General features: G+C 60.7%; 4 protein-coding genes. 2 read left to right on the top strand and 2 right to left on the bottom strand.

Translation table 11 applies throughout. The features are described 5' to 3' along the window. Positions 1–39: 39 nt before the first annotated feature. Complete coding sequence (locus AC2VNK_RS08555) at positions 40–519, bottom strand: carboxymuconolactone decarboxylase family protein (RefSeq protein ID WP_486883464.1); 480 nt, start codon at positions 517–519, stop codon at positions 40–42. A 67-nt stretch (positions 520–586) separates the two neighbouring features. Between AC2VNK_RS08555 and AC2VNK_RS08550 the strand changes: the two genes are divergently transcribed. After that, positions 587–1,054 (top strand): MarR family winged helix-turn-helix transcriptional regulator, encoded by a 468-nt coding sequence (locus tag AC2VNK_RS08550; RefSeq protein WP_486883463.1) that lies wholly within the window; start codon positions 587–589, stop codon positions 1,052–1,054. A gap of 114 nt (positions 1,055–1,168) precedes the next feature. Here AC2VNK_RS08550 and AC2VNK_RS08545 read toward each other — a convergent pair whose 3' ends face one another. Next, on the bottom strand, positions 1,169–1,654 hold the full coding sequence (locus tag AC2VNK_RS08545) for an Lrp/AsnC family transcriptional regulator (protein ID WP_486883462.1): 486 nt from the start codon (positions 1,652–1,654) through the stop codon (positions 1,169–1,171). 141 nt (positions 1,655–1,795) lie between these two features. Here AC2VNK_RS08545 and AC2VNK_RS08540 point away from each other — a divergent pair. Beyond that, a partial coding sequence (locus AC2VNK_RS08540; protein WP_486883461.1) for a 2-isopropylmalate synthase occupies positions 1,796–3,433 on the top strand: 1,638 nt, incomplete at its 3' end.

Below are 3,433 nucleotides of genomic sequence, written 5' to 3'. Positions count from 1 at the left end.
AGACAACCCCGCTGTTCCCCGGGCCGTTCTCCGCTGGAATCATATGTGACTCCCCGTGCGAGGGGGCGGCGGCGAAAATCGCAGACCAACACCCAGTCGATTCCAGTGATTGATGGCACCGATGGCCACCGTCAGGAACGTCACTTCTGTTTCCGTGAACTGAGACTGCAGTGTCTCATAGACGGCGTCGGGCGCCCCCTGGGTCGTGAGCGCCGTCAGACATTCCGCCCACGCCAAAGCGGCCTGCTCCCGTGCAGAAAAAATACCGGCATCCCTCCAGCCCGCGACCAGATCCAGCTTGACCGCTTCCACACCGATTTGGCGGGCGACGTTCAGGTGGTACTGAATACAGAACGCACAGCCGTTGATTTGCGATACCCGCACCTTGATAAGTTCCGTCAGGTTTTTTTCGAGGCCGGAATCATCGACCGCTTTCCCCATCGCCAGGAGTGCGGCGTACACTTCGGGCGCGGTCTTGGTGAAGGAGAGGTAGGCAATACGGGCATGCTCTGTGGACATGGCTTGTTCCTTATGAGGCGGTTCAGGTAGTATCAGGACTCTAACAATATATCATAGTGCTTACAATATGGACGACGCAGCGCCAAAACCCCTCGTCCCTCAAGTGGGAGAGGGCAAACGCGGGGAAAATGGTTATCTGGGCTACCTGCTGCGGCAGGCTGCGGGGGCGTACCGGCACAGGGTGGAACGGGCGCTCGCCGACCTGCGTGTAACGCCTCCACAATTTTCCGTGCTCACCATGCTGGCCGCCTATCCCGGCATTTCCAATGCCGATCTCGCACGCCTGACTCTCCTCACCCCGCAAACGGTCAGCACCATTGTCGCCAACCTGGAACGCGCCGGGGCCATCGTGCGCCAGCCGCATCATCACCATGGTCGTATCCAGCAGATTGATCTCAGCGAGACGGGCAAGTCGCTATTGACGACCTGCCGTGAGCGGGTGCATGGTATTGAGCGCCATCTGGTCGACGGGCTTTCCCGAGAAGAGGAATCGGCACTTCGAAAATGGTTGGTTCGCGTCGCCACGTCAGCCTGAAACTTTCTGTGAATGATTTGAACGTCCGCTCCACGATATTTGCAAAGCATATCGCAGTACTAACAGAATCCCATGGTCTGGCGCGACTGGCGGGACTGGGGCCTGTAGCGGTGATCAATACACCGGCAACTCCGTCGTATCCACCACCCTGCGCAGCACAAAGCTGGAATGCACGCCGGTCACCCCCTCGATGCGTGTCAGGCGATTGAGCAGAAAATCCTGAAAATGCGCCATATCGCGCACGGCGACCTTGATCTGGTAATCCGCGTCATGGCCGGTGATGAGGTAGCACTCCAGTACCTCCGGCGAGTGGCTAATTTCTGCCTCAAAATGCTCAAAGCGCTCGGGGGTATGGCGGTCCATGCTGATGTGCATCAGCACCATCAGCGCTAGGCCCAGACGCTGCGGATCCAGCAGGGCCACGCGCTTGCGGATGATCCCGGCTTCTTCCAGCGCCTGCACCCGGCGCAGGCAGGGGGAGGGGGACAAACCGATGCGCTCGGCGAGACGCTGATTGCTGAGTCCGCCGTCGCGCTGTAGCTCCTCCAGAATGCGGCGGTCGTAGCGATCTAATTCGCTGGTAGGGGCTTTCGACTTCATAGCACAATATTACTCCGTTAATGGGTGTTAGTGCGCAATAATCATGCGACATAGTCGCTTTTATGGCCCCAATTCGCAAGCACCTGCTGCGACTTCTTCCTTATACTGCGTCCATCGTCACTTGCCGCAGGAGATTGGATCATGGGGACTTTCAGCCACCGCCGTTACCGCGCCTTCGCGCCCGTCCACAAACCGGACCGGCGCTGGCCCAACCGCCGTATGCACCACGCGCCGGTCTGGACCAGCGTCGATCTGCGCGATGGCAATCAGGCACTGGTCTCCCCCATGCGCGTCGAGCAAAAGCTCCAAATGTTCGATTTGTTGGTGCGTATGGGCTTTCGGGAGATCGAGGTGGGTTTTCCCGCCGCCTCCCAGCCCGACTTTGACTTTGTGCGGCGCATCATTGAAGAAGACCGTATCCCTGGGCAGGTGACCATCCAGGTGCTCACCCAGGCGCGAGAAGCCCTGATTGACCGCACTTTCGAGGCGTTGAAAGGGGTGCGGCGGGCGATTGTCCATGTCTACAACTCTACCAACCCGGCCCAGCGCGAGCAGGTGTTTGGCCTGGATCGGGAGGGCATCCAAGCCATTGCCGTGCATGGCGCGGAGTGGGTGAAGGCCGGGGCCGCACGCTATCCAGAGACGGAATGGGTCTTTCAGTATTCGCCGGAGAGCTTCAGTGCCACCGAGCCGGATTATGCGGTGGATGTCTGCGAGGCGGTCAATGGGGTCTGGCGGCCTGATCAGGGGCAGGCGGTGATCCTCAACCTGCCCGCCACCGTCGAGTCGTCCATACCCAACGTCTTCGCGGACCAGATTGAATGGTTCTGCGACCACTTGCGCGGGCGGGAGCACGTGAAAATCAGTGTTCACAACCACAATGACCGCGGCTGCGCGGTGGCGGCGGCGGAACTTGCGGTGTTGGCCGGTGCTGACCGGGTGGAGGGCACCCTCTTCGGCAACGGCGAGCGCACCGGCAACATGGATATTCTCACCATGGCCATGAATCTTTACTCTCAGGGCATTGATCCGCAACTGGATATGTCCATAGGCACGGAAATCGCGGAGATCTATACCGCGTGTACGGGTATGGTCGTGCCGCCGCGCCATCCCTGGTTTGGCGAACTGGTCTACACGGCGTTTTCCGGCAGTCATCAGGACGCCATTCGCAAGGGCATGCACCATCGGCGGGGACGGGAAGATGCTGTCTGGGAGGTGCCTTATCTGCCCGTCGATCCCGCCGATTTGGGGCGCAAGTACGAGGAGGTGGTGCGCATCAACAGCCAGTCCGGGAAGGGCGGTGTCGCCCATGTGCTGGAGCGCGACCACGGTATTTCCTTGCCGCGCTGGTTGGCGCAGGACTTCAGCGCCGTAGTGCAGGCGGCTTCCGAGCAGGAGACCGGTGAAGTCACCTCAGCGCAGATTTTCGCCCTGTTCGAGAGCCATTACTGCCATCCCGCGGAAGACTGGCACATGCGCCGCTATCGTCTCAGCCGGGAAGGGGAGCAGGTCGCAGCGACCGTGGTGGTTGGCTCGGAGGCACAGCCGCATATTTTGCAGGGCAAGGGGAGCGGTGCCGTAGGTGCCTTGGTCGATGCCCTGATCCAGAGTTGGGGCGTTCGTGCCGAGGTGGAGCAGTTCGACCAGCATGCCCTCGGCACCGGTACCGGCGCCCAGGCCATGGCTTGCGCCCGGGTCAGTGTGGACCATGGCCATGCGGCATCCGCAGTGGCCTTTGGTGAGGATACCACCGAGGCCGCTTTACAGGCGGTGCTCAGT

This window comes from Acidithiobacillus sp. TH-A35, assembly GCF_057473505.1.
This window is presented reverse-complemented; position numbering and strand designations above follow the sequence as displayed.

What these genes read in the sequence shown, in the direction of transcription:
- AC2VNK_RS08555 (WP_486883464.1), bottom strand. Translation starts at nt 519, where the DNA reads ATGTCCACAGAGCATGCCCGTATTGCCTACCTCTCCTTCACCAAGACC.
- AC2VNK_RS08550 (WP_486883463.1), top strand. Translation starts at nt 587, where the DNA reads ATGGACGACGCAGCGCCAAAACCCCTCGTCCCTCAAGTGGGAGAGGGC.
- AC2VNK_RS08545 (WP_486883462.1), bottom strand. Translation starts at nt 1,654, where the DNA reads ATGAAGTCGAAAGCCCCTACCAGCGAATTAGATCGCTACGACCGCCGC.